The sequence below is a fragment of the Microbulbifer maximicatervae (SeqCode) genome, from assembly GCF_052467225.1.
Genome location: NZ_CP174303.1, coordinates 4,550,981 through 4,575,358 on the forward strand (window position 1 = coordinate 4,550,981; position 24,378 = coordinate 4,575,358).

Annotated in this window: 20 protein-coding genes; 4 read left to right on the forward strand and 16 right to left on the reverse strand. The window is 49.3% G+C overall.

Annotated elements, in window-relative coordinates:
* The first annotated feature begins 89 nt into the window (after positions 1-89).
* Positions 90-947 carry an alpha/beta hydrolase gene (locus tag ACJJIZ_RS19685; RefSeq protein WP_444914563.1) on the forward strand — a complete coding sequence of 286 codons (858 nt, stop codon included), beginning with the start codon at positions 90-92 and terminating at the stop codon, positions 945-947.
* 31 nt (positions 948-978) lie between these two features.
* On the opposite strand, the gene ACJJIZ_RS19690 is transcribed toward ACJJIZ_RS19685, so the two are convergent.
* Complete coding sequence (locus ACJJIZ_RS19690) at positions 979-2,007, reverse strand: glycosyltransferase family 4 protein (protein ID WP_444914564.1); 1,029 nt, start codon at positions 2,005-2,007, stop codon at positions 979-981.
* Between the two features lie 91 nt (positions 2,008-2,098).
* The gene (locus ACJJIZ_RS19695; RefSeq protein WP_444914565.1) at positions 2,099-3,256 is read right to left on the reverse strand and encodes an NAD-dependent epimerase/dehydratase family protein; all 1,158 of its coding nucleotides are present in this window, start codon (positions 3,254-3,256) and stop codon (positions 2,099-2,101) included.
* Positions 3,257-4,130: 874 nt separating this feature from the next.
* Here ACJJIZ_RS19695 and ACJJIZ_RS19700 point away from each other — a divergent pair.
* Together ACJJIZ_RS19700 and ACJJIZ_RS19705 are read left to right on the forward strand one after the other, a co-directional pair.
* The gene (locus ACJJIZ_RS19700; RefSeq protein ID WP_444906238.1) at positions 4,131-4,259 is read left to right on the forward strand and encodes a hypothetical protein; all 129 of its coding nucleotides are present in this window, start codon (positions 4,131-4,133) and stop codon (positions 4,257-4,259) included.
* A 371-nt stretch (positions 4,260-4,630) separates the two neighbouring features.
* The gene (locus ACJJIZ_RS19705) at positions 4,631-6,259 is read left to right on the forward strand and encodes a di-heme oxidoredictase family protein (RefSeq protein WP_444914566.1); all 1,629 of its coding nucleotides are present in this window, start codon (positions 4,631-4,633) and stop codon (positions 6,257-6,259) included.
* A gap of 69 nt (positions 6,260-6,328) precedes the next feature.
* Here the strand turns inward: ACJJIZ_RS19705 and ACJJIZ_RS19710 are convergent, their stop codons facing one another.
* The gene (locus ACJJIZ_RS19710) at positions 6,329-6,817 is read right to left on the reverse strand and encodes a GFA family protein (protein WP_444914567.1); all 489 of its coding nucleotides are present in this window, start codon (positions 6,815-6,817) and stop codon (positions 6,329-6,331) included.
* A 174-nt stretch (positions 6,818-6,991) separates the two neighbouring features.
* On the opposite strand from ACJJIZ_RS19710, the gene ACJJIZ_RS19715 reads away from it, so the two are divergent.
* Positions 6,992-7,780 carry a class I SAM-dependent methyltransferase gene (locus ACJJIZ_RS19715; RefSeq protein ID WP_444914568.1) on the forward strand — a complete coding sequence of 263 codons (789 nt, stop codon included), beginning with the start codon at positions 6,992-6,994 and terminating at the stop codon, positions 7,778-7,780.
* Positions 7,781-7,787: 7 nt separating this feature from the next.
* Here the strand turns inward: ACJJIZ_RS19715 and ACJJIZ_RS19720 are convergent, their stop codons facing one another.
* The 13 genes from ACJJIZ_RS19720 to ACJJIZ_RS19780 form a co-directional block, all read right to left on the reverse strand.
* The gene (locus tag ACJJIZ_RS19720) at positions 7,788-8,276 is read right to left on the reverse strand and encodes a hypothetical protein (RefSeq protein WP_444914569.1); all 489 of its coding nucleotides are present in this window, start codon (positions 8,274-8,276) and stop codon (positions 7,788-7,790) included.
* Positions 8,277-8,330: 54 nt separating this feature from the next.
* Complete coding sequence (locus ACJJIZ_RS19725; protein ID WP_444914570.1) at positions 8,331-9,152, reverse strand: MBL fold metallo-hydrolase; 822 nt, start codon at positions 9,150-9,152, stop codon at positions 8,331-8,333.
* A gap of 164 nt (positions 9,153-9,316) precedes the next feature.
* A complete protein-coding gene (tsaA, locus tag ACJJIZ_RS19730; RefSeq protein ID WP_444914571.1) occupies positions 9,317-10,000 on the reverse strand; it encodes a tRNA (N6-threonylcarbamoyladenosine(37)-N6)-methyltransferase TrmO in 684 nt (227 codons plus the stop codon).
* 24 nt (positions 10,001-10,024) lie between these two features.
* A complete protein-coding gene (locus tag ACJJIZ_RS19735) occupies positions 10,025-11,488 on the reverse strand; it encodes an NAD-dependent succinate-semialdehyde dehydrogenase (protein WP_444914572.1) in 1,464 nt (487 codons plus the stop codon).
* Positions 11,489-11,646: 158 nt separating this feature from the next.
* The gene (gene der / locus ACJJIZ_RS19740) at positions 11,647-13,044 is read right to left on the reverse strand and encodes a ribosome biogenesis GTPase Der (protein WP_413664566.1); all 1,398 of its coding nucleotides are present in this window, start codon (positions 13,042-13,044) and stop codon (positions 11,647-11,649) included.
* Positions 13,045-13,190: 146 nt separating this feature from the next.
* Positions 13,191-14,354, reverse strand: a complete 1,164-nt coding sequence (gene bamB, locus ACJJIZ_RS19745; protein WP_282934067.1) for an outer membrane protein assembly factor BamB — start codon at positions 14,352-14,354, stop codon at positions 13,191-13,193.
* Positions 14,354-15,061, reverse strand: coding sequence for a YfgM family protein (locus tag ACJJIZ_RS19750; protein WP_444895038.1), 708 nt, complete (start codon positions 15,059-15,061; stop codon positions 14,354-14,356). The genes bamB and ACJJIZ_RS19750 overlap by 1 nt, the downstream gene beginning before the upstream one ends.
* 70 nt (positions 15,062-15,131) lie before the next feature.
* Positions 15,132-16,394 (reverse strand): histidine--tRNA ligase, encoded by a 1,263-nt coding sequence (gene hisS, locus ACJJIZ_RS19755; RefSeq protein WP_282934069.1) that lies wholly within the window; start codon positions 16,392-16,394, stop codon positions 15,132-15,134.
* Between the two features lie 58 nt (positions 16,395-16,452).
* Complete coding sequence (gene ispG, locus ACJJIZ_RS19760) at positions 16,453-17,565, reverse strand: flavodoxin-dependent (E)-4-hydroxy-3-methylbut-2-enyl-diphosphate synthase (protein WP_282934070.1); 1,113 nt, start codon at positions 17,563-17,565, stop codon at positions 16,453-16,455.
* A gap of 98 nt (positions 17,566-17,663) precedes the next feature.
* Positions 17,664-18,620, reverse strand: a complete 957-nt coding sequence (locus tag ACJJIZ_RS19765; RefSeq protein WP_444914573.1) for a RodZ domain-containing protein — start codon at positions 18,618-18,620, stop codon at positions 17,664-17,666.
* Positions 18,610-19,386 carry a type IV pilus biogenesis/stability protein PilW gene (gene pilW / locus ACJJIZ_RS19770; protein ID WP_444914574.1) on the reverse strand — a complete coding sequence of 259 codons (777 nt, stop codon included), beginning with the start codon at positions 19,384-19,386 and terminating at the stop codon, positions 18,610-18,612. The genes ACJJIZ_RS19765 and pilW overlap by 11 nt, the downstream gene beginning before the upstream one ends.
* A gap of 355 nt (positions 19,387-19,741) precedes the next feature.
* On the reverse strand, positions 19,742-21,673 hold the full coding sequence (locus ACJJIZ_RS19775) for a cytochrome-c peroxidase (protein ID WP_444914575.1): 1,932 nt from the start codon (positions 21,671-21,673) through the stop codon (positions 19,742-19,744).
* Between the two features lie 608 nt (positions 21,674-22,281).
* Positions 22,282-24,264: a cytochrome-c peroxidase gene (locus ACJJIZ_RS19780; protein WP_444914576.1), complete on the reverse strand. Its 1,983-nt coding sequence runs from the start codon at positions 24,262-24,264 to the stop codon at positions 22,282-22,284.
* Positions 24,265-24,378: the final 114 nt, after the last annotated feature.

Sequence of the window (24,378 nt, forward strand, 5' to 3'; positions counted from 1 at the left end):
TCAGATACAAGTTACAACATTGGCCTCACCCATCACAAAACAAAGTCTCACTATACTCCGATCATACCTAACCTAAAGAAGCGCCCAGAATGCCTGCCTTGCAGATAAGTGACGGCCGTATCCTTACTTATGATGACTATGGTGATCCAAATGGCTGGCCTGTGCTTTTCAATCATGGTTTCTCAGATTCGCGACTAATTCGCAATCCTGATAAGGACCTTACCGCATCTCTTGGCGTAAGAATCATCTCTGTGGATCAACCTGGTGTGGGGGGATCATCTCCCCATAGAGGCCGGCGAATGGTTGATTGGGGGGCGGATATTGAAGAACTGGTTAATCGTCTAAATATCGAGACATTTTCGGTAGTCGGCCATTCAGGTGGTGCCCCTCATGCACTTTCTATCGCTAACAAACTTCCCCACAGAGTCTCTAAAATTGCCCTTGCAGCCCCTGTTGCGCCACTGGACTACCCAGGAATGACTGACCTGCTAAAAAACCCGGATATCAGACTTATCGCAAAGATCCATCGTTGGCAATTTCTTACTCGTTGTCTGTGCCGATTAAGTGCATACCAAGCCAATAGCAATATACAAGATTATATTCAGCTCTTTGCAAAGAAAGACGCCTCTGATGCCGCACTGTTTATTCGAGACCCGGCTCTTAAGAAAATGTTTGAAGAATCATTCTCTGCTGGAGCAACGCAGCATGGGGAGGGTTTTTTTGAAATGATAATGGCGCTTTGGAATTGGGGGTTTGATCCTCGTGAAATCACTACTTCCACCAAAATATTTTATGGTGATGCCGACGATATAATTGATATTAAAATGCCAGAATACCTCTCAAGTATAATGCCAAATAGCTCAACTCAAAGCTGGCACCAGCTGGGACACTATGCATTTGTTAACAAGTACTGCTGGGTTGAGTTGCTCAAGTCAGCTCGTAAGTAAGCCTTGCGAACTTTACGAGCAACGCTTTTATCTAGCCATCAACAGGCAAAGCCTCTACTGCACTTACCGGAACCAGGCTTGAAATAAAATCCTCAGTGGCCACATCCCAGGAATAGGTCCTGGCATGAGTAACACAGTCCGATCGGTCCAATAATAGTGCCTTTTCTATGGCCACTTGCAGATTGCTATCCAACGCTCCAACGGGGGCATCACCAATGATATCTTTCGGACCTGTCACAGGGTAGGCGGCAACGGGCAAACCACAGGCTAAAGACTCAAGATTAACCAGACCAAAAGTATCAGTTACCGAAGGAAATACAAAAACATCCGCAGCGCTGTAACATTCAGTTAAGTCCTTACCCTCTTTAATTCCCAGATATACCGCCTGTGGAAACTTCCTCTTTAATTCATTGAGCTGAGGACCATCCCCTACGATAACTTTTGTTCCCGGTAGCTCAAGCGATAAAAACTTATCCAGTGATTTTTCCACTGCAACACGCCCTACATTGAGCATGATAGGTCGAGTTAGGCCCTCAAAAAGTTTTGTCTCAACCGGATGGAATTTTTCTAACTCTACGCCTCTACGCCAGCGGGTGACACGGGCAATTCCCAAGGCTCGAGCTTCCGCTGCCATACCATCTGTAGTCACCATTGTTTGCGCTCCGGAATTATGAAAGCGACGCAGGAGACCGTGTAACCACTTCAGTGGAACTTTATAGCGAATCGATACATATTCAGAGAGACGGGATAGCCAAGATGTCGTAAAACGCAAATTATTCCGCTTGCAGTAGCCACGAACAGCCCACCCCACTGGACCTTCACTCATGATATGAATAGCGTCCGGTGAAAAATCCTCAATAATTCGGGCAGCTTTCCCACCGGGAAATACTGCAATTTTCACTTCTTTATAGCCTGGCCAGGGGAAATTAGTAAAATCATTAGCAGAAACAATTTTTACTTGGTGTCCCCGCGCTGTGAGTTCTTTCTCAGTTTTTTCCAGCACTCTGGAAACACCATTTAGTTGCTCCGGATAAGTATCCGTAGCAATCAAAATCTTCATATTTTGCACTCTTCAGCTATAGACATAAAACCTCACCTTCCACAGGCAGCCTTGATTTCATATAAACCAGGGCCATTGAAGTATGAAAAAATCACCACTTCGATACACAAGGGATTTTAGTTTGGTCACATCGATGTGAATATTTTTTGGCAATACCCTCAACTTCAGTGAGAAGATTATCATTCAGGGTTATAGGATTGAGCCCCATCTCGATAAGCTGATCATTATTTACCAACAAATCATTTTCTGCTGACTCTTTCCTGGGGTTGTCTAAGTAGGCAATTCCCACCCCTGTCTTGTTGGAGATTAAATTTGCTAGATCCCTGATACGATGCGTCTCTGTCATTTGATTCAGAATTTTGACTCTATCGCCTATCTCTGGAGGATTTTCAATAGCTAACTGAATACATTGACAGGTATCCTGAATATGAATAAATGCCCGCTTCTGGCCACCAGTGCCATGAACGGTAAGTGGGTAATTAATCGCCGCTTGCATCAGGAATCGATTGAGGACTGTTCCATAGTCACCATCATAATCAAATCGATTAATCAGAGATTCATCCCTCTGTGTTTGTCGGGTCTGGGTACCCCAAACGATCCCTTGGTGTAAATCAGTGACACGTACCTGATCGTTCTTGTTATAGAAGGCAAATAACAATTGATCCTGAGCCTTTGTCATATGATAGATAGAACCTGGATTACTAGGGTAAAGAATCTCCTGCTCACTCAAATGCCCTTCAGTCTCTACCTGGATTTTTAAATATCCTTCGGGAATAGTGAGACCAGCTGTTCCATACCCGTAGACACCCATAGTACCCAAGTGAATCAAATGTATATCCAATCCGCTTTCCACTATAGCCGCTATGACATCATTGGTAGCATTCAAGTTATTATCAAGTGTATAACGTCTATGCCGGACAGATTTCATCGAATAGGGTGCGGCACGCTGTTCAGCAAAATGTACAATCGCGTCTGGTTTTTCCTCTTTTAAGAGAGTGAGCAATCGATCAAAATCCTGTCCGAGGTTAATATAAACATGCCTGATGGACATACCGGAAACTTCACGCCATACACGAAGCCGCTCGGACAGGTGCCTGATTGGTGTCAATGAATCAACCTCAAGCTCAATATCAATTTTTCGCCGTGATAAGTTATCAACAATAATAACTTCATAACCCGCCTCTGAAAGGTGGAGAGATGTAGGCCAACCACAAAATCCATCACCTCCCAAAATCAATATTTTCCTCACCCTACCCCCTAAAAACTCTTAGGAATTTATACAATTCGAATACACTAATATTTTTATCAGCTTCGAATTAACCTACCTCATTCAAAAGTACCAACTGCCGTGAAACGAGGCCATACAGACAAATTTATTCGATTTTTTGTGACATTGTCGTGACAATCCATATCACTATCCATGTTCCTTGTACGCCACAATGAGAAAAAATGAACCACTCGTTTAAAATATCTCTCAGCAGCTTTGTAGTTGATAGTAAGTTGGGGGCTTCCTCGCCTACAGGCGCAATAATAGAACTATCTCATTGTTTCTATATTGAAATATATGGCGACAAAGATCTTTATCGCGCCATTCAAATGAATAGTGCGCCAATTTTACTTTAAGCCTAAATACATTGAGCACTCGAACGGAAACACTATTGTTTTAGACCGATCACTCTATCCCTCTATTAGAAAGGAAAATACGCCAATAATGTTTTCAATCAAGCTAAACTTTTTTGACAATCATACGGTTCAAATTAGTCGCCCCCCCCAAAGCACCTTTCTGTAAGTAAGACAGCGATCAAATACCCTTCATCTCTGTGTCTACGCTCACAAGTACATGCTGAATTTTGATCTGGTATAGCGAACTGGCCACTCACCGAAGATAAGAAGCGTTTCCATAAACCCTATCAACAAAGGTGAAATTAAATTCCACAAACAGATGAGTTATTAGCCTACAAACCATGTGTCACCTGAAGACAATACGAATCCACAATTGGGGAATTCACTCTTAATCGAAAATAATTATAAGTTTTTCAAAATATCCATTGCCTTCAGTAACGTTAATAACCAGCACTTTTTCCTAAATCTAATGTCACAACCACCAGGAATAGGGACTTTCCGTGAAGCAGGAAAGCCTGTCACCGAAAGGCAAATATGCAAATACCTACCCTTTCAAAGGAACTTATTTATCACAAACGGCAACTAAAAAAGCCGAAAAACAAAAACATAGCCGCGTACTAGCGCGGTAGGTTATGGGCAAAATCGACACAATCGGGATCGCATTTTAGATCTTTAGGCCAGTTAATCTGAGCTTTAAAATCTGCTATCGCAATACTGTATCTCCCGTGGTCTTGACGCCTGCCATAAGTGGCAGAACAGGCACAGTTCTACCTATAAGAAGCTTGCAAGGATGCTGTTAAACCTTTACTGGATGCACTTTGCGAGATAAAAATGTTATTACCAAAATCTCTATCAATTTTTCCTTGTAGCACAACTGATAATCAGTTTTTTGGGGAATCGTGCTTAAAAGAAAAGTGGTCGAGTGTCTCCGCATCGAGTGCATTTTCGTAGAAGAACTCACCTTACGTCCGCTCAATATCAGTACCCGGAGATATAGCTGATGATACTTAAAAAACACCTATTGCCTGTCACTATGGCAATATCGGCTTTAACATTTAATGCCACTCCAGCGCTTGCCGACTTTGGTTCCAAGCACGATAAAAACCGAGTTCCCAAGCACGCAAGAAAAAACCAAAGACAGCAAAGAACCACTCCCTTCGACTTCAGTGAAGTCTTCGATACCGTACAGATATTGCATGCTGGAGCAATTGAAATTCACCTGGGTGGGCATTTGGAGCAATCTGATCTCGAATCCATGGAAACCCTGGAAGCCTATGTTCATGCTTTTGAGGAAGGCGATGAATTATTCGAGATGAATTACAACGCTCTCGACGGGGTCGGGGTCAATGTGGGCAACGGCAAAAGATTTACCAGCTTCCCAAGGCCCGACCTGAAAGGACCTAATGCATGGGCGAATGTCCTGCCCCATCGTGCGACAGGCCCCAACGGTGATTCCTGCATCAGCTGTCACAACGTACCGGTAGCCGATGGCGGTGGTGGCGTGAACGATAATGTGATTCGTATGGACCCTGAACGTAAGCAAAAAGGCTTTATCGAGCGCCAGTCGCCCCACCTTTTCGGTATGGGGGCTGTACAGTTGGTAGCGGAAGAAATGACTACCGAGCTGCACACTTTGCGGGATGAGGCTATCAGTGAGAGCTGCTCATCCGGCACAGATACGACTGTCGCACTAACCGCAAAAGGCGTTAGCTTTGGTGAGATCTCCGTCTCCTGTGATGAGGTCAACTACGATAACGTCGAAGGCCTCGATGCTGACCTGGTAGTCAGGCCCTTTGAATGGAAAGGCCTAACCGGATTTGTACGCGCATTCGTTCGTGGCGCGGCACACCAGGAGCTGGGCATGCAGGCCACTGAATTGGTCGGTGATACAGACAGCGACTTTGATTCGATCACTAACGAGCTCAGCGTTGGTGACATTACCGCGTTAACTATCTACAACGCAGCACAGCCCCGTCCGGTGACAAAAATCGAGCTTAACAGCGTGATCGATTCCCTAACCGAGGAAGAGCAGGAGACTTACGGCTTACCACTAAGCGACGGAGAAATCGCCAGTATCGAAAATGGCGAAGAGCTATTTAGCTCTATTGGCTGCGCCTCTTGCCACTCCCCTGAGATGGAAGTTGCATCACCAGTCTTCTATGAACCCTCTCAGCACGCCAACTACCGCGATGAGACTTATCCCGCAGGCGATATAGCCGGCCTACCTAGCAGATCCCTGCAATTTAACTTGCTCACAGAGATCATGGATAACCCCCAGGAGCTTCCATCCGGACAAACGCTGGGACAGTTTGAGGAGTCGGAAAATGGCGGAGCAATAGTCCGCTTGTATGGCGACCTTAAGCGTCACGATATGGGCACAGCCATGGCCGAGGAAATTGATGAGGGCAATGTGGGAGCCTCTGTATTCCTCACCGAAAACCTCTGGGGCGTTGGCTCAACACCACCTTATCTACACGATGGACGCGCTACCACTATGACCGAGGCGATTGTCTATCACGGTGGTGAAGCTGAATCCAGTAAAGAACAGTTTAATGCGCTGAGTGACACTGAAAAGGCAGACCTGGTCAACTTCCTGGATAATCTGGTGCTCTATCTCGCGGAAGAGTAAACACTAGGTCACCGCTATAGACCTGAAGCGGGGCGGCCTCAGGCTCGCCCCGCCTCTCTTTATCCCCTGCTAAGCACTGGGAATATTCCGCTGGTGCCATTCAGCCAGGGATTCCTCTGGATAGCCTTCAAACACTTCATCCCCTTCCCGTATATCTGGCTGCGCCCAACCCGGAGCAGAATCCAGCATCATATGGCTACGAACCGGCGGTACCGGCAACTCAGAGTCAATCGCAGAAGCGAAGGGGTGTACCAGTTCTGGCCAACGCGGGTCCCAAAGCCATAACGCACTGCCACATCTTGAACAAAAATGTCGCCGTGCCGGACTTTTCCCGCCATTTTCCTGACCCGTTATCCCAATTTCAGCCTGATAGATACTTAAATATTCCTCGCCCTCCACTTTCAGGGTTTGGAAATCCGCCCCCAGGTTAATAGCAAAACCACCTCCTCCAGCGGTTTTTCTGCATATTGAGCAGTAACAACGGTTGAAGGGATAAGGTTGCCGGGAGTTCAGACTGAACTTAACCGATTGGCAGTGGCAAGATCCTTTGAGTTTCACAGTATTCCCCCAGACTTTTACCTTTCGTTCCGCAGGTGGCCAGAATGACGGTTTTACAAACTGTGCAGATTCCTGTGCCATATTTGTCGATGGCTGAAAATGCTACACAGATCATAAGTGTATCCAGGCTACACTGATTCACCCATCCCCAATGAGACTCAGGGCGTCACACCAATGAATGAACCTATCAGACATGATAAGTGGCAGGCTCAAGAGTACGTAAACGCCTCTGACATGCAGTGGCGCCACGCTATGGAAGCCATACATCGCTGCGATTATCGCCAAGCTGCCACTATTCTTGATGTGGGTTGTGGCGATGGCAAGGTAACCCGCTATTTAGCTGAGCGTATGACAAATGGCAGGATTATCGGTATTGATCTAACCGAGGATATGATTTGTTATGCCAATAAAAATTACGCAAATATACCCAACCTATCCTTCGAGCAAATGAGTGCAGATGAAATCCAGTTCGACTACAAATTCGACATTATTTTTTCTTTTAGTTGTTTACACTGGGTAGCGGACCAAGCTCAAGTCTGGAATAGTTTTTATAAATATTTAAAAGTTAACGGTAAAGTAGTTTGTGGTTTTCAGGTTGATCATGAAAATTTCTGGGAGACTGTATACGAGGAACAAGAAACAGCTACATGGAAACCCTATTTTGAAAGTTTTCACGATCCTTATAATCACTATACGCTAGAGAAAATGCGAAACTATGCTGAAGAAGCAGGCTTCTACTTACCCCGATTCGATGAAATCTACCATGTGGAAAACTTTCAAACCTGGGAAAAGCTCACCACCTTCTTTCTATCATGGGTTCCCCAATTCCGCCATCTAGGCCACCCAGAAAGAAAGCAGTTTGCCGACCAGGTAATGAACAAATACTATAAGAAAATCCACCCGGAAATGCGAAAGGATGCTGGGGTAAGAATCAAACGATTTATTATTGAGGCAGAGAAATAGATTCTCTTCAAGCTTTCCTCATAGCACCAACACTCTCACCTGCTACCACAGAGGGTTCTGATATATTTTTATAAATAATAGTTGCACCAATTATTAACATAATTAACTCAATCAAGTAGTGAGTGCCACTTAAAGTCAAATACACAATAGATTCTTCAGGGAATAGTGGATAAATTGATACACCTAGATAAGCTACCACCAGACTAACACACAACCAACGCTTTAACCGCCCCGTTATCATCCGAGTCAATATAAAGAAGGCATAGGCAAAAGCAATAGATACCAATGTAAAATAGGGATAGATAATATCTATCAAACTAGGTGCAAGCCCCCCAGAAGATTCATCATAATTTAGTGCTATCAGGAAAGGTTTTAAAAAACTCAATATATTGCTTAGTAATGGCCAGGCAAGCAACCCAAAAATAAATACCCTTAGCGACTCCCTGATCACAAAACACCCTTCTTCTGCAACTCTTAATCCAGAAGCAACGATCATCTTAACAAATAACTTTGCATCGAAATTGGCTACTGGCTAGTACGTAATGAAAACCTAGAGTCTAGGCATCTCATCCAAGTTAACCTGTAAGCATGAAGCAATCAAATTTCTCTTGCAGAAGTTATAACCAGTCAAAGCGCTGAACAATCCTTCTTTACCTAATAAACGCAAAGTAGTCTCTTCTAAGGGCAGTCCCTGCTGCATCAACTTCTGCGCCTCTCCAGATAGATTAAGCAGATACTCATATTTTTTATTCAACTGCTGCCAACCATCCTCTACCACACCTCTATGAGGGCAAAGGATAACGTCAAATGAATGATCCAGGACTCCCTTTATACTTTTCATTAATGTAGGGACATCTTCATCAATACGCAGGAACTTTAAGTAGTTGGCAATAAATAAATCAGCACTAAACAGCCAGCCACGCTCAGGTAACAAATAGCAGGTCATATCCTTTGCATGCCCAGGACTAAATACTGGTAATACTTCTTCTTCACCAATGTAGACCTCCGCTGGGAGAGGTGCTACCTCCGCTTTTCCCGCAGTTCCCCAGAAAAACTTCTGCATCGGGGGAATTCGGAAGCCTTTTTTTAATATACCAATAGTCAGATCCGGGGCCACCGCCTGCACACCGGTAAGTTTCTGGATAGCGCCGGCATTGCCACTATGGTCTTCGTGGTGATGAGTCAGCAATAACTGCTTTAGCGGTGCGCTTTGTATAAACGGCTTAACATACTTCCACTGATTGCTGGGACCCGTATCAATTACGGTTCCATTGAGGCGATAAACAACAAAGGTTGTATTAACACCCATATTGACTCGGCCGACGCGAATAGCATCTAAGCCTTGATAATTAAAGGTTTCACGTACTGGCATAGCTGTGCCCTTGGATAGCTAGGCGTTATTTTTAGGCGAATGCCGTATCTTGGGGAATTGTATTTCCCATGAAAATGAATGACATATCCTTTCCGAACCCTAGACAGTTACGGAGGAGACACATCCTGACTTGCTGCAGAATACTGAAACTAGCTGGTCGAGGGTTATTCCAGTGCCACCACTTCTATTCCGGCATCGGTATAGCGCCAACGCAAATTGAATTCACACAATTGCATGCCATAAATGCGCTGAGGATCGGTCTTTTGGTATGCCGGTCTTGGATCCTGGGATAACACCTGTTCAATTAAACGGGGGAGATCTGTACCCCAGTCATCGCGGTAGGCTTTGGCTTTATTCAGAACTGGCTCGGGGATAGTAACGGGAATTTGCACTGGAGCTGCGTCAGCAAATTCACTTTGCGCATGCGTTAACGCATCCGCATAGGGAACATAGGGTTTAATATCCAATACTGGCGTACCATCGACCAAATCTGCCCCGGCAACTATCAACTCCACTTTAGGAGAGGTGCGCACCTCCAGAAGACGAACTACTGACAGCCCGATATTATTGGGACGAAAGGGCGAGCGAGTGGCGAGTACACCCAGTTTCTTATTGCCGCCCAAACGGGGCGGGCGCACTTTAGCTGACCACTGCCCAGCGGCTTGGTGAAATTGGAACACTACCCAGATATGGCTATTTTGCTCCAGACCGGCAACTGCATCTGGCGTATCCAGGGGAGGTAACAACGCAATACTGGCGCGACTGGCATCCGCCAATAGTGGCTGGCGGGGTACTCCAAACTTTTCTCCAAAGCAGGAATGCACCCGCGCAATAGGCTCTACAACCATTTAAAATCCAAACACTTTAACAAACTACTTATCAATACCGCCGACACACAGATATTTTATTTCCAGGTAATCCTCAATACCGTATTTTGAGCCCTCGCGCCCCTGCCCGGATTCTTTTACACCGCCAAAGGGTGCCATTTCGTTGGAAATAATACCCTCATTGATACCGACCATACCGTATTCAAGTCCCTCTGCAACACGCCAAATACGACCGATATCCCTGGAGTAAAAATAAGAAGCCAGACCAAATTCCGTATTGTTGGCCATTTTAATGACTTCCTCTTCAGAGGAGAATTTATATAGCGGAGCTACCGGACCGAAGATCTCTTCTTTGAACAAGTGCATTTGATCGGTGGCCCCACCCAATACTACGGGAGAATAAAAGCATTCCCCCATAGTACTGGGACCACCAGCAACTAGGGTTTGCGCGCCTTTTTGCAGCGCATCTTCCACCAGAGATTCCGTTTTCTTCACTGCTTTGATGGTAATCATAGGGCCCATGTCGACACCGCTATCAAAACCACTGCCCATGGAAAGCTGGTTTACCGCAGCGGAAAATTTCTGTGCAAATTCATCGTAAACACCTTCCTGCACGAAAATGCGATTGGCGCATACACAGGTTTGACCGGCATTGCGATATTTACAAACAATTGCGCCCTTTACAGCTTCGCCAATGTCAGCATCATCAAAAACAATAAATGGGGCATTACCGCCCAATTCCATAGAGGTTTTTTTCATGGTTGCTGCACACTGGGCTTGCAGCAATTTTCCGACAGCAGTAGAACCAGTAAAAGTAAATTTCCGCACTAAGGGATTGGCCGTCATTTCTGCGCCAATCTCCGGTGCCTTATCCCCTGCGACAATATTAAAAACACCTGGGGGAATTCCCGCTTCCTCAGCGAGAACTGCGAGAGCCAGTGCGGATAGAGGTGTTTCGGAGGCGGGTTTGGCAATAAATGGACAGCCTGCGGCAATAGCGGGAGCCATTTTGCGTGCGATCATAGCGCTGGGGAAATTCCATGGCGTTACAGAACAGGTCACACCAATTGACTGCTTGATAACCAAGAGCCGTTTATCACTGGAAGGCGGGCTAATAACATCCCCGTAGACGCGCTTGGCTTCTTCCGAAAACCATTCGACATAATTAGCACCATACACAATTTCGGTACGGGACTCTGTCAGTGGCTTGCCTTGCTCTGCGGTCAAAATAATGGCTAGATCATCGGCGTTAGCAATTATCAGCTCATACCAGCGCCTGAGTATTTTCGCTCTTTCTTTTACCGGAGTATCGCGCCAGGTAGGCCAGGCTTTATCAGCAGCTTCTATAGCACGGCGAGTCTCATCGGCCCCCAAGTTGGCGATACTGGCAACCGCCTTGCCAGTTGCCGGGTCCAACACATCGAAGGTATCGCCAGAATCAGCGTCAATCCACTGGCCACTGATATAGGACTGGTTGCGCAGCAATGCAGGATTCTTCAGCTTCAACATCGTATTCTCCTTGTGGTTTCTTCCCTGGCCCCGTCAAAAACGGGATCACTGGTACGATAGAAATCCCACAATGCCATTCCACTGTGGGTTAAAGCTGGAGTGGTGCGCAAACCGGCATTATCCCTTGCCGGCTTACAGGTAACCTAAGTTACCGCCTCTTATTTTTTCTTCTTTTTAACAAACTTCATCAGGCGGCGTTTCTTGGCCTTCTGGCGGTCACTCAGCTTGTTCTTTTTGTCCGCGTAGGGGTTAGCACTCGTGCGGAACTCAATTTTTACCGGAGTACCGTGCAAATCCAGAGCCTTGCGGAAAGTCTTCTCCAGGTAGCGCACATAATGTGCCGGTACCTGCTCAGTCTGGTTACCGTGGATCACAATAACCGGCGGATTTTGTCCACCGGCGTGAGCGTAGCGCAATTTGATACGATGTCCGTGCACCAAAGGTGGTTGGTGCTCACTTACCGCCCACTCCAGAATACGAGTGAGGTGATTAGTGGACAGTTTGTCTGTAGCGCTCTGGTAAGCACCCTCAATGGACTCGTACAGATGCCCAACACCGGTCCCATGCAATGCAGAAATAAAGTGCACATCAGCAAAGTCCACAAAGCGCAGTCGGCGCTCCAACTCGGCTTTCACATAGTCGCGATGATCCGCTTCCAGCCCATCCCACTTGTTCAGGGCAACTACCAGCGCGCGTCCCGCCTGTACTACGCTGCCCATCAGGTGCATATCCTGGTCCACCAGGCCTTCGCGGGCATCGATCACCAGCACCACCACGTTGGCATCTTCCACCGCCTGCAAGGTTTTGACGATAGAGAACTTCTCCACCGATTCCTTGATATTTTTCCGGCGGCGAATGCCCGCAGTATCGATCAGGGTATAAGGCTTTTCGTCCCGTTCATAATTGATATAGACGCTATCGCGGGTTGTGCCGGGCTGATCGTAGACAACAACCCGGTCCTCACCCAAGAGGCGGTTAACCAGGGTGGATTTACCCACATTGGGGCGGCCCACAATGGCAATCTTGATTCCGGTCGCTTCTTCGGCTTCCTCTTCAATCTCCTGCTCGGGCAGGTCCTCGATGACCCGCTGCATCAGGGAGCGAACACCGCGCCCGTGGGTAGCAGTCGTCGGGAAAAGCTCACCAATACCTAACTCATAGAAAGGTGCCAGGGCAATATCCGGGTTTACCCCATCAACTTTGTTGGCCACCAGGAAAGTGGGCTTGGAGCGGGTGCGCAAGCGCTCGGCAATCATCTCGTCGGCTGGGGTCAGGCCGGCGCGGCTGTCCACCAAAAAGAGTACGAAGTCTGCTTCTTCAATGGCCTGCATAGATTGTTCGGCCATAGCCGCATCGATGCCTTCTTCGCCACCGGAAATACCACCGGTATCGACCAGTAACAGCTTGCGCCCGTCGATCTCCGCCTCACCGTACTTGCGATCGCGGGTAAGCCCGGCGTAGTTGGCCACCAAAGCGTCGCGAGACTTGGTCAACCGGTTAAAAAGTGTGGATTTGCCCACATTGGGGCGCCCGACCAGGGCAATTACTGGCAGCATACAAATTCTGGTTTTAGCCGAATAAAAAAATACAAAAGCCCGCGCGAGGCGGGCGATTTCAACTTGCCTGCACTGCAGGCTCCATTTGCGGGCTCTAAGCCCTAAGGCGGACAGCCTGTCCGCCTCTCGTCAGTTGGCTGCGATTATCAGGAATCAGCGAGGCGTAGAGCTGATAACTTGCCGTCATCCGACAGCACAAAAATCAGATCGCCATCAACCAGAATGGGGATGCGAATCGCATCACCGTCCACCTGCTCGCGGCCAATAAATTGTCCGGAATTGGGGTCCAGCACATGCAGGTAGCCTTCCAGATCTCCCACAACGACCACGTCCTGGAAGAAAGCCGGTCCGCTCAATTCGCGGCGCAATAGTTCGTTATTACTCCACTCGATCTGGCCGCTGCCCACATTGTAGGCATAGACGCTACCGGAGGCATCACTGAGGTAGACATGGCCACCACCTACTGCCACTTCGTGGTGGGTAGAGGCATCGCGAGCCCAGAGGCCGCGGCCATTATCTTTGGACAGGGCGACAACACGGCCCTGGTAGCTGGCGGCAAACACCAAATCACCGCGCACTACTGGAGCACCGTCGATATCAACTACCCGCTCCAGCTCCGCAGAGCCCTGGGGAATAGCGACTCGCTGTTCCCAGCGCTGAATGCCATCGCGGGCGTCCAGGGCCAGCAGTTTGCCATTATCCAGGCCGGCAATCACCATACCACCGCTAATAACAGGTGCTGCAGTACCGCGCAGGGTCAGTACTGGCAAATTGGTATTGTGGCTCCACAACTCTTCACCGCTGGTAGCGTCGAGGCCAACCAGCTTGCCATCTACGGTCTGCAGGACAACCACGCCAGCACCGATCGCTGGAGCGGCAACTACTTCGCCGGAGACCTGGTAATTCCATAGCTCAGCGCCGTTTTCGAGATCCAGAGCCACAGCGCGGCCGCGGTAGTCGGAGACTACCGCCATGCCCAGGCCAGTACCCACACCACCGCTCAGATCTACATCCAGATCTGTCTCCCAGAGCTTGCGCCCGGAGCTGCGATCAAAAGCACTGATTTCACCATCGCTGCTGGCAGCTATCAGGCGACCATCGATAAGGCTCGGCTGCAGCATCGCGTAACGCTTTTGGTCAATACCGCCAATATCGGCAGACCACACCTCTTGCAGGGCAACAGTGGAGTTAATATCCACCAGTTCGACGGGGTCGACATCTTCCTTCTCGTCATTAGAGGCACAGGCAGCCAGGGCCACCGCTAGCGCCACCGCTGCAGTGCGACCCGCAGCGCGATTCAGAAATCCCATTACTCGTCTCCCTCAGATACAGGCTCGGTTTGGTTCTGAGCGTCACTGCTCTCGGTTACCGCCAGGCTTTCAGCCTTCAGGCGCAGAAGTTGGGTGTTGCCCGCTTGCTCTGGCAGAAGCTCTGTCAGTGCTTGCTCGTACGCGGCACGCGCACCGGCGATGTCACCCTTTTGCTTCAGGATATCACCACGAGTCTCAGAATAAAGGGCCGCGAATGCCGGGGGTATAGTGCCCTCGAGCAATTTCAGGCCTTCATCGGACTCACCACGGGCCGCCAAAACAGCGGCCAGGCGGCGTTTAGCGAGCAACTCCAGGCTTGCTTCACTGGTGTTGTCGAGTACCCACTGCAGCTGCTGCTCGGCAGCTTCCAGGTCATTGCTCTCCGCTGAAATAGCCGCGAGACGCAGTGCAGCCTGGCTGGCGTAGATACGTTTGGCAAAATCGTCTTTCAGCTGCTCGGCCACATTCTTGGCAGTGGTAAGCTGCTTGTTGTCCGGTTGATTGTTGTTGGCGGAGACCGCTTCAACGAAAGTCTGGTACAGGTCAGAGGCCGCTTCAGCCTTAGTGCGCTGATCTCCCTGCCACCACTGATAACCGAAGTAACCGGCCAGGGCCAGCACAACGCCAGTCACAATTCCCTTGCCATTTTCCGCCCACCAGCGCTTCAGCGTTTCTATTTGTTCTTGTTCGGTAAGATGCTCAGCCATTGGGTAATTTGCCTTTCCTGTAGATTACTAACTTTCCCGGCGGGGGCCTCCGCCTCCCTCAGTGTTTCTTTCAGCCTTGCAGCAGTGCTGCCAGCTCTTTCGGTGCCAGCGTTTGCTGCGGTTGGTCAGCGCGAAGGTACTTCACAGTTATCTGACCACTTGCAGCCTCATCTTCGCCGATAATCAGCGCATAATCGGCGCCGCTCTTATCAGCTTTCTTCATCTGGCTTTTAAAGCTTCCTCCACCACAGTGCAACTGCAGTCGCAACCAGGGCAGCTCGTCGCGCAATTGCTCGGCGGCTGTCATGGCAGCTGATTGTACATCACCAACGGCAACCAGGTAGGCATCTACCTGTTGCGAAAGGGACTCAGGCAACACTTCTAGGGTTTCTAGCATCAATACAAGACGCTCAACACCCAGGCCAAAACCCACTCCCGGGGTGGCTTTGCCACCCATCTGTTCTACCAGGCCGTCATAGCGGCCACCGGCACATACAGTGCCCTGGGCACCGAGGCTGTCGGTCACCCACTCAAATACAGTTTTTCCGTAGTAGTCGAGACCGCGCACCAACTTGGGATTGATCTCATACTTAACGCCTGCCCCGTCCAAAAGTGCCTTTAACTGACTAAAGTGGGCGGCGGATTCCTCATCGAGGAAGTCCAGTAGACAGGGCGCATCCGCCAGCAGTTCCTGAGTTTGCGCATTTTTACTGTCGAGAATTCGCAGCGGATTGCGCTCCAGACGGCGCTGGCTGTCCTCATCCAGCTGGTCACGACGCTCACTTAAATAAGTGACCAGCGCATCCCGATAAGCAGCGCGGCTCTCGGCGTTACCCAGGGAATTGAGCTGCAGGGTCACATGTTCGCTGATACCCAGCTGACGCCACAGTCGTGCAGTCATGATCAGGATTTCTGCATCGATATCCGGCCCTTGAATGCCAAACACCTCGACACCAAACTGGTGGAACTGACGCAGGCGCCCCTTCTGTGGGCGCTCATAGCGGAACATAGGGCCGAAATACCACAGGCGCTGTGGCTGGTTCAGCAGGTTGCTCTGGATTGCTGCACGCACAGTGCCCGCTGTGCCCTCAGGGCGCAGGGTAACGCTGTCACCGCTCTTGTCATCAAAGGTGTACATTTCCTTCTCGACAATATCGGTAGCCTCGCCCACCGCACGGCAAAATAACTGGGTCGACTCCAGGTAGGGAGTGCGAATTTCGGTGTAGCCGTAGCGACTAGTAAGTTCACTCAGTGTGGCTTCCACGTACTGCCATACCGGGGACTGTTCCGGTAGCAGATCGTTCATGCCGCGAATTGCGCGAAGCTGTTTCAACGCTGTTCCTTAATTTTTCACTCAATTAATTGGGTCTTGCGCAGGGAGCTGTTGCCCTCTACGCCTTGGCGATGATATCCGCTTCGCGCTCGGCCTTGGCGGCCGCCTTCTCGCGAATCAAGCGTTCTAAATCATCCACCAGATTTTCATTCTTAAACTTACGGTCCGGCTGCCCATCCACATAGATGGCATGGCTTGGGGTACCACCAGTCAGGCCTACATCGGCTTCTTTCGCTTCGCCGGGGCCGTTGACGATACAGCCAATTACTGCCACATCCAGCGGTGTGGTCACATCTTCCAGGCGCGTCTCCAGCTCATTCATGGTTTTCACCACATCGAAGTTCTGGCGCGAGCAGCTGGGGCAGGCAATAAAGTTAATACCTTTACTGCGAAGACGCAGGCTTTTGAGCAGATCCCAGCCCACTTTGACCTCTTCTACCGGGTCTGCAGCCAGGGAAACCCGCAGGGTGTCCCCGATACCGTCGAGCAGGAGGGCACCGAGACCAATCGCCGACTTCACTGTGCCGGCACGCAAGCCGCCAGCTTCGGTAATACCCAAGTGCAGCGGTTGCTCAATCTGCTGGGCCAGCTTGCGATAGGCAGCCGTGGCCATAAAGATATCGGATGCTTTTACACTGACTTTGAAGTCCTGGAAGTCCAGGCTGTCGAGGATCGATACATGGCGCAGCGCCGACTCTACCAGAGCATCCGGCGTGGGCTCGCCATACTTTTTCTGCAGGTCTTTTTCCAGGGAGCCCGCATTGACACCGATACGAATCGGGATATTCAGATCGCGAGCTTTATCCACTACGGCCCGAATACGCTTCTCTCGGCCAATATTGCCGGGGTTAATACGCAGACAATCCACCCCCAGGTCTGCGACCCGCAGGGCGATACGGTAATCGAAGTGAATGTCTGCGACCAACGGGACATTCACCTGCTTTTTAATTTCTCCAAACGCCTCTGCGGCATCCATGCTGGGCACAGAAACCCGAACTATATCGGCTCCAGCCTGTTCCAGGCGCTGGATCTGGCCAACAGTAGCTGCTACGTCGCAGGTTTCGGTGTTGGTCATACTTTGCACCGAGATCGGGGCATCCCCTCCGACCGGTACATCACCCACCATGATCTGGCGCGACTTGCGGCGGACAATGGGAGATTCAAATTGCATAGGCTGACCTGGTGGTATTACTGATAAAAATCGAGGGGAGATTATAGAGAGATTGGGCGCAAACCTACAGAGTTCGCGCCCAAACGGGGAAGATCATCTTAATCGCCGACAATCAGACGACGAGTGCGGCGGTCGCCAATAGGCTGGCTGTCGATAGTTTCATCGCGGTAAACCACATGGGTTGCACGGGCATTTCCCAACATCAGCTCAAATGGAGCATCTCCATCTAAAGATTTGGCACTGCCGGCAGCTTGGACCCCGGCCAGTAAAATCACACCTTGTGCGTCTTTCACCTCAACCCAGGCATCTTCATCAAAGCGAAGCCGCAATGCGCCTTTCAGGGCCTGGTCCAACTGGGCTACTTGGACGGGAACAGGCTCAACCACTTTTTCCACAGAAGCAGCGGGTTTATTCTCCACCGTTTCAGCACTACCAACCTCAAGCTGAACATCAGCAACTCCATTTGATGCTGGTGCAAATGGCTCTGAGCTCAACTCTTCAACTGCAACTTCCTGCCGCTCTACTTCAGCAACCGGATCAGTTACAACTTCACTGGCAACGGGGGCTTCGGCAACCAGGTCCGCAGTATCCTCACCCATGGGCATACCGGGAATATTGACTGGGGTACCGTACTTCCACCAGAAGACACCACCCGCGAGCAACAGGGGAATCAGGGCCAGGGCACCATGTCCACGCTTGCGCTCAGGGCGAAATGCCTCGGCTTTAGTGGTTCGCCGGGATTCACTGCGCTGTGCTGGCTGCGGCCGATCCCTATCATAGGCTTCCAAAGCCTGCTCAGCAGGAATATTCAACTCGCGACAAATATTGCGGATATAGCCTCGCGTGTAGACAGCTTCTGGCTGCTTTTCGTAATTATCGCTTTCAATCCACTCAACTGTGTTATCAATAATACACAGGCGCTGCGATAACTCCTCTCGGGACAGCCCAGCCGCTTCCCGAGCCGTCAGCAAAAGATTGCCAGCGGAACCCTTAGAAGTTTGCGTATTGGATACGACCTCACCACCTTCGCAGTGTTCGGGACTACTATCCGTCATTACCACTCAACTCCTGATATTTCAGTGTCTCCGCAGAGTACGGGTACAAATTCTTCAAAGCAAGGGCGTAACTCCGCTCCTTGTCACGATTACCAAACACCTTCTCGATACGAATCCCAAGCCACAGTGACTGGGGTGTCTGGCGATTCTTTTCACTAAATTGATCCAGGTACGCCTTGGATTTTGCATAATCACCGGCGTTAAATTTCAGCTCAGCCATTTCGATCATCGCCAGCGGCAAATCGGAGTTCAGCGCTAACGCCCTGGCATAGGCCCCTTCCGCCTTGTCAGTGAGGCCGAGTCGCGCGGCCGTACGACCGTAGTTAACCAAGGCAAAAGATCGACGATTATAGGTGAGGTCTGTAGAGGCGAGCTCGAATTGCTTGAGAGCCTCTTTATAGCGCTCTTGTTTATAGAGAAAAACGCCGTAGTTAGTGTGGGCCATAGAAAACCCGTCGCTATAGCGCAAGGCTTTCTTGAAGTGAGACTCCGCAATATCCAGCTCACCATCCGCTTGATAAAGCAGTGCCAGACCGTGGTGCGCCAGTGGGTTTTTTTTACCCAACTCCAAGGCGCGGTTAAAATGGCGACGGGACTGCTCCCGGTTGTTCGGGTCCCGCAAATAGCGAATCCCCAGCTGAACATGGGTCTCCAATGCCTTATCCAGATCAACTTCCTTGCGCTCGGGTCCCCCAGAGGTTACACACCCCCCCAGCAGGGTACCGAGCAGTACCAGGAGCGACAGGCTCTTAAATTTCGCGGACACTACATCACCTGTATCTTTATTTTTCACTTATCGGCCCAGCGAGATTGCGCGGGTGTCACCAATACACCAATGAGTGCTAACGCCAATCCCTGGACAAAGCAAGCCCGCAAAACACAGCAAAACCCAACATCGACCACCGGCATCCACTGGCAGTGGTAAAAGTACATATCGGTATTTTGTGTGAGAAATCTGATTCCGCCTCAGCTGGCACTTTCCAAATCCCTATACTGCCGGAAAGCCTTGCCAGTTGCAGCCCTAAAACCCAATCAATTCCATTTAGTGATGACTTTGTCGAGTATTGTCAATCCGCCAGTACCGGTGTACCGGCGGAATAAATAAAAAGGGCTTAGAAGAGTTAGAGTTGATTACCTTCCTGGTCTACCGCATCCAGCTGCATGCCATCTGGACCAGTGTCCCGCGGCGGAATCAATGACTGGACTGCATTGGAGTCAGCATTTGCCGCATCTGGATCAGTTAGGGTTTCGAGGAACGCTACCAGTAAATCAACTTCCTCGTCGTCCAAATTCACAGCGCCGTCGCCATTTTCAGCCAACAGTGCTTCAGTCAGTGCCTGGCCATTGGGGGCAACTTTCGCGGCACACTCATCCACCTCTGCAAACTGATCCAAATCGCACATCTCACTGTTGGTGAAATACTGGGAAACAGAGTCGGCTCGACCAGTGTAGTGCTCGACATTTCTTTTCAATGTACCGAACTGACCTGCGTGCCCCCAGGGGCCAGTGAGCGCCACGTTAAGCAACGTTGGCGTGCGGAAACTGCCACTTCCATTACCACCCAAGTCAGCACCACTACCACTCTCATCTTTACCAACACCAATCTGTGGATAACTGACAGCTCTCAGCCCCTGATTAGAGAAAAAGGCTCCTGAGTGGCAATTTGTACACCCTGAATTTCGTGTCATAAAGGTAATTGCCCCTCGCTTTTCATCGTTATTGAGGGCCGCAAGGTCTCCATCAACATAATCAAAGAAGGGGTTATCGATAAAAATTTGCACCGCTTCGTAAGAGGCAATTGCCTCTGCAATTCTGCTGAAGTTAATTGCCGAATCGCCAAATGCTGCGGTAAACATTGCACCCCACGAGTCCTGGGTTAATTTTTCAGCGAGAATATCCTCACGATAATCAGTAAAACCATCATCGCTGGTATCGTCGTAACCGAACTGGGTGATATCCCCCATCTCTGCAGCTTCAGTGACCGGGAAGTGGGCTTGGGCCATCATCAGTGCGAGGGTACCAGTACCCACGGCCGCCTCTGTGTTGCGAGTAACATCCCGGGAGTCTGTCCTGAGCCCTCCATTACCATTGATCGCCACTCGGTTATCCCAGAACAAGCCATTATCCCAAAGAGCTACATTGCAGATAGGCTGGGCATTTCGAGGTACCAGCGGAACTTCATTCTGGCCGTCGGAGCGACCGGGACCGACTAATTCGGCATCAATGGGATCAACACCAACTGGCATGGACAAGTCATCGCCACCACAACCTATTGCCGGGTGGTGGCAGGAAGAGCAAGATGCATCGCCATCAGCGCTCAGATTTTTATTGTGAAACAAGCGCATACCCAGCTCTACCATGGCAGGGTCCTGTTCACTTCTGACCCGGGCAGCAAAGGCGCGCATATCTTCCAACTGCTCGGCCATGCCAACGTCATCCAGCACTGCCTGTAAGCAGCTATCGAGACTGCCATCAGCAATATTGACCGCTGAACGCGCATTTTGACATTCATCAAAATCGGAAATTCGGCTATCAGAACCATCTGCATCAGAACCATTACTGAGCCCGTCATTAGTATTATTTACCAATGTTCTGGCAGTGACGCTGGCGGTCTCATCTTCGCTGTCGACATCGCCGGTGGTTACTGAGTAGGTATATTCAGTGTCTGATGAGAGACCTTCATCGACATAGTATCCGCTAGTCGTCTCAGCAATTCGCTCGCTGCCACGATAGATAACATAGGTCGCACCGGTGCTTTCCCAGGAAAGACCGATACTGGTACCGGAAAATGCGTTACCGATCAGTTCTGCAGGAATAATTCCCTGACCTGAGCCTGTATCGCCATCGCCATCGCCATCGCCATCGCCATTATCATCATCACCTGAACCAGAATCGCCATCACTGCCAGTATCAGAAGTTTCAGTAGGCGTGTCATTGCCACTACTTGAGGAACCACCTCCTCCGCAGCCCACCATCACAAGAAATAGAGGTAGGACCAGCAGCTTTACCAGAGCCGTTAGCGATAGTGTGATTTGATTTTTATCAACATTCATAGTTCTTGACCTGCCCGTCAATGACCTTTTCTTATTCCGAGTTCTGGACAGCAAATACAGACCTAAGTGCCAGCGCTGGCATCAAAGGGTAAGGAAACACTTACTATATCTAAGAATAAATTCTGCGTTGCAACCTAATGAAAGATCTAGGGAGCCTCGCAGTGATTGCGGACCGTCCTGAAAATCAGCGGCATTGCGAAAATACCCAATTACTCCCAGGGCCTACTGTAATGACTTAAAACGGGAATAACTGCTAATAAGGTCGCAGTAAGCTACTACATCCGTTCTCATAGTCAGGAATTTAATAAAAATTAGTAGTTTCAGTGTTTGCTTAAGATAATATGTAAATTCAATCAATGAAATTTGGGCGTTAACGCCAAAACCCCAATGAAAATATTTTTGCGCCGTTGAATCAGAGGTGGGAAAAGCAAGGAAAGTTTGTAAAAACAAACTGTGTCAGGATTATTTCAGATAGATTAAAAAAAGCTGCCGGCAATAACCGACAGCTTTTTAGTGGTGACTACCGACAAATAGCCGGCTAATCCAACTTAGGAGAAACGCAAAGCGCTCTTGACGCAACCATTTCCCAAAGAGTTATGGAATGAAGGCTATAAACTTTTACCATCGCTATCTTTTGCATCTAACTGCTTTCCATCTGGTCCACCATCCCGAGGAGGAATCAGAAACTGAATCTCATTAGAGTTGGTATTCGCGGCCTTGGGGTCAGTAAGAGCTCCCAGAAATACCACTATAAGGTCCATCTCTTCTTCGCTCAGGCGATTTATACCCCCACCCTCATTTCCATCTAAGATCGCCTGAGAGTGTGCCAAACCATTGGGAGCCAGTTTACTGGCGCAACTTTCAAGATCTTTGAATTGAGCGAGATCACACATCTCACTATTCTCAAAGTACCTGGAAATGGAGGCTCCATGATCACTATAGTGTTCAACATTTCTCTTCAGCGTACCAAATTGCCCGTTGTGCCCCCAGGGACCAGTGATCGCCACATTCAGTAAGGTTGGTGCCCTGAATGCTCCGAACCCTAAGGAACCCTCTCCACCCAGATCTTCCCCACTGCCACTCTCATCGGTTCCTATACCTATCTGCGGATAATTTGCGGCCATCAAGGCTTCAGAGGTGAAGAAAGCTCCCTTGTGACAGAACGTGCACCCAGCATCCTTTGACATAAAAGTAATAGCACCACGCTTTTCCTCTACATCGAGCGCTTCCAGGTTACCGCCCACATAGTCAAAGAAGGGGTTATCGATAAATATTTGCACGGCTTCATAAGCTGCAATTGCTTCAGCAATACGACTGAAATTAATTTCAGAATCCCCAAAGGCAGACGTAAACAGGGGAGCCCAAGCTTCGACATCCAGATTAGCCGCTAATATATCTTCGCGGTATGCAGTGAAATTTTCATCGACAGAATCATCGTATCCAAAGTCCGCGATGTCACCCATTTCTGGCGGGGCCGTTACCGGGAAATGCGCCTGCGCCATAAGTAGGGCTAACGAACCAGATCCCACAGCATCATTCGTATTATCGGTAACATCTCTTGAATCCGTACGGAGAACGCCATTCGGACTCAGTGAGACCCGGTTATCCCAGAACAGTCCACGAGACCATAACGCCGCATTACAAATAGCTTGTGAATTTCTCGGCACTAAAGGCACTTCATTAGTTCCATCAGATCGACCTGGCCCGAGCAAAGCGGTATCTACAGCATTCACTCCAACCGGCATCGAAAGGTCATCTCCCCCACAACCAATCGCAGGGTGGTGACAGGATGAACAAGAAGTATCTTGATTAGCACTGAGAGACTTGTTGTGAAACAGACGCATGCCCAGCTCCACCTTGGCAGGATCCTGCTCACTGCGGACCCGTGCGGCAAAAGCCCGAATATCTTCGACAAGAGAAACCATGCGATTGTACTCGAGCATGGCTGCCAAACAATTGTCCAAGTCCTCTTCGAGTAGATCTAGTGCCGTCGCAGTATTTTTACACTCTGCAAACGTGGAGATACGCTCATTCAAAACATCATCTTCTGTACCGTTATTCAGGCCAGCATTGGTGTCATTAACTAATGTCTTAACCGTAACCTGCGAAGTTTCCGATTCGTTTGCAGCATCAACTGTACTGACAGAGTAAACATATTCGGTGTTAACTGAGAGGCCCTGTTCGACATAATAGTTATTGCTGGTTTCCGCGACCTTTTCACCGTTTCGATAGATAAAGTAAGTCTCACCATCTCTTTCCCAGTTAAGACCGATACTGGTTCCCGAGTGGGCATAGCCAATTAGCTCAGCGGGTTCACCGGCTTCTTCAGGCTCAGGATCAGGATCAGGATCGGTGCCCGTCCCTGAGCCAGAACCAGAACCAGAACCAGAACCAGAACCGGAACCGGAACCGGAACCGGAACCGGAACCGGAACCGGAACCATCATCACCCTGAACGGTATCTGCAGGCGAATTATCCTCACTACCAGATGACCCGGAGCCGCAACCAACTAACAGCGAAAACAGCGTGAGGAAAAAGAGTCTAAGTAGGACTCTGGGAAAGACTTTTTGATCGAACTTCTGAGCACTCATAAGAATCCTAGTGATCCCTTCCATATATTTTTAATAATTCATAGGTGATAACGCGACACCAATAGATTTGGTTGACCAATTAAGGAAGAAATGTGAACAAAAGCCCGGAGTGAA

Excerpts from the sequence above, each read along its gene's own strand:
- ACJJIZ_RS19685 (WP_444914563.1), top strand. The coding sequence starts at position 90 with ATGCCTGCCTTGCAGATAAGTGACGGCCGTATCCTTACTTATGATGAC.
- ACJJIZ_RS19690 (WP_444914564.1), bottom strand. The coding sequence starts at position 2,007 with ATGAAGATTTTGATTGCTACGGATACTTATCCGGAGCAACTAAATGGT.
- ACJJIZ_RS19705 (WP_444914566.1), top strand. The coding sequence starts at position 4,631 with ATGATACTTAAAAAACACCTATTGCCTGTCACTATGGCAATATCGGCT.
- ACJJIZ_RS19715 (WP_444914568.1), top strand. The coding sequence starts at position 6,992 with ATGAATGAACCTATCAGACATGATAAGTGGCAGGCTCAAGAGTACGTA.
- ACJJIZ_RS19720 (WP_444914569.1), bottom strand. The coding sequence starts at position 8,276 with ATGATCGTTGCTTCTGGATTAAGAGTTGCAGAAGAAGGGTGTTTTGTG.
- ACJJIZ_RS19725 (WP_444914570.1), bottom strand. The coding sequence starts at position 9,152 with ATGCCAGTACGTGAAACCTTTAATTATCAAGGCTTAGATGCTATTCGC.
- tsaA (WP_444914571.1), bottom strand. The coding sequence starts at position 10,000 with ATGGTTGTAGAGCCTATTGCGCGGGTGCATTCCTGCTTTGGAGAAAAG.
- ACJJIZ_RS19735 (WP_444914572.1), bottom strand. The coding sequence starts at position 11,488 with ATGTTGAAGCTGAAGAATCCTGCATTGCTGCGCAACCAGTCCTATATC.
- der (WP_413664566.1), bottom strand. The coding sequence starts at position 13,044 with ATGCTGCCAGTAATTGCCCTGGTCGGGCGCCCCAATGTGGGCAAATCC.
- bamB (WP_282934067.1), bottom strand. The coding sequence starts at position 14,354 with ATGGGATTTCTGAATCGCGCTGCGGGTCGCACTGCAGCGGTGGCGCTA.
- ACJJIZ_RS19750 (WP_444895038.1), bottom strand. The coding sequence starts at position 15,061 with ATGGCTGAGCATCTTACCGAACAAGAACAAATAGAAACGCTGAAGCGC.
- ispG (WP_282934070.1), bottom strand. The coding sequence starts at position 17,565 with ATGCAATTTGAATCTCCCATTGTCCGCCGCAAGTCGCGCCAGATCATG.
- ACJJIZ_RS19765 (WP_444914573.1), bottom strand. The coding sequence starts at position 18,620 with ATGACGGATAGTAGTCCCGAACACTGCGAAGGTGGTGAGGTCGTATCC.
- ACJJIZ_RS19775 (WP_444914575.1), bottom strand. The coding sequence starts at position 21,673 with ATGAATGTTGATAAAAATCAAATCACACTATCGCTAACGGCTCTGGTA.
- ACJJIZ_RS19780 (WP_444914576.1), bottom strand. The coding sequence starts at position 24,264 with ATGAGTGCTCAGAAGTTCGATCAAAAAGTCTTTCCCAGAGTCCTACTT.